Source organism: Prevotella sp. CAG:255 (assembly GCF_000431195.1).
In the GTDB taxonomy this organism is placed as follows: Bacteria; Bacteroidota; Bacteroidia; order Bacteroidales; family Bacteroidaceae; genus Prevotella; species Prevotella rara.
The window spans coordinates 1-1,361 of sequence record NZ_HF986844.1; the positions used below are offsets into that span (position 1 = coordinate 1).

Here is a 1,361-nt window from a genome sequence, read left to right on the forward strand (position 1 = left end):
CAAGTATTGTGTTGGCATATTTTTGTGAGTTGTTGAGTATAGTGAACATCTTTATATGTCGTGTTGCAGCGAAGGTCCTTTAATAAAATAGATAATGTCTTAGCTTTGGTTTACATTTATCTGTAATTTGACTGTTTTTCTTTACATATTATTGCTTTGTTGTTGGTATTTGTATTTTTATAACATTAGAATTTTTGCGTGAATTGAAATTTGTATATATTTGCATGCAACTTTTAAAAACACAAATATGAAGAGAATAAAACGAATCAGTGCAATTTTGGTTTTGTGCACATTGTTGTGTCTGCCTGAGCTGCATGCCCAGATTAGCAAATCTCCGGTCGACACGATACCTTTTGAACTGGGTGCCGACAACCGTCTGTATGTGACAGTCTATATCAACGGGCAGGACGACCGCCCCCTGCGCTTTCTGCTGGACACTGGAGCGACGGATGTGGTGCTTAATTCCAATTCGCCGCGCACCGAAGGGCTGGCTGCCTTTACGGGAAGTGTGGAGAACAATAGCGCCAATTCGGTGGAAACCCTGTTGGATACGGGAGCGACGGACGTGGTGCTCAATTCCAATTCGCCGCGAACCGAAGGGTTGGCTTCCTTTACGGGAAGTGTGGAGAACAATAGCGCCAATTCGGTGGAAACCATTCCTTCCACAGAGCCCTCGCAGGTGGTGAGGATGGGCAGCCGGGCCATTTCCGGCTTGAAACTGGTAGCTATTCCTTATCCGCCCGATGCTTGGGACGGTGTGCTGGGGCTGTCTTATCTGAGGAACTTTGATGTCCGCATTGATTATCGGCGGAAATCCATCTTCCTGTATGAATTGGGCGACGGGCAGAAGGCGGCATCGGACAAGGCTGTCAGGCTGAAGATGGACTATCGTCTTGGAGATCCTGGAGAGTCTGGAGTGCCGGTCGTTCCGGTCGGCGTGCGTGTCGGCGGAGTGGATTATAGCTATTCCTTATCCGCCTGATGTCTGGGACGGCGTGCTGGGGCTGTCTTATCTGAGGAATTTCGATGTCCGCATCGATTATCGGCGGAAATCCATCTTCCTGTATGAACTGGGCGACGGGCAGAAGGCAGCATCGGACAAGGCTGTCAGGCTGAAGATGGACTATCGTCTGGGAGTGCCGGTCGTTCCGGTCGGCGTGCGTGTCGGCGGAGTGGATTATCTGGTGTCGGTAGAGGTGGATACCGGTTCCGACCGTGTGTTCGATCTCAATACACCTTTCGTCCGTCGCAACGGCCTGCTGGGCACACAGAAACCATTTGCCATCTCGCGCATAGCCGGTACGGTGAAGGACGGCGATGAACTTCAGAATGTGTACTTCGATTCGGTAACACTGGGAGAT

The 1,361-nt window shown here is 50.0% G+C and carries 1 protein-coding gene and 1 pseudogene; both read left to right on the plus strand.

Annotation, left to right across the window (positions count from 1 at the left end; translation table 11 throughout):
- Positions 1-247 precede the first annotated feature (247 nt).
- Complete coding sequence (locus tag QVO66_RS11320; RefSeq protein WP_021855611.1) at positions 248-982, plus strand: hypothetical protein; 735 nt, start codon at positions 248-250, stop codon at positions 980-982.
- 190 nt (positions 983-1,172) lie between these two features.
- Positions 1,173-1,361, plus strand: a pseudogene (locus QVO66_RS11325) (aspartyl protease family protein); the annotation flags it as partial.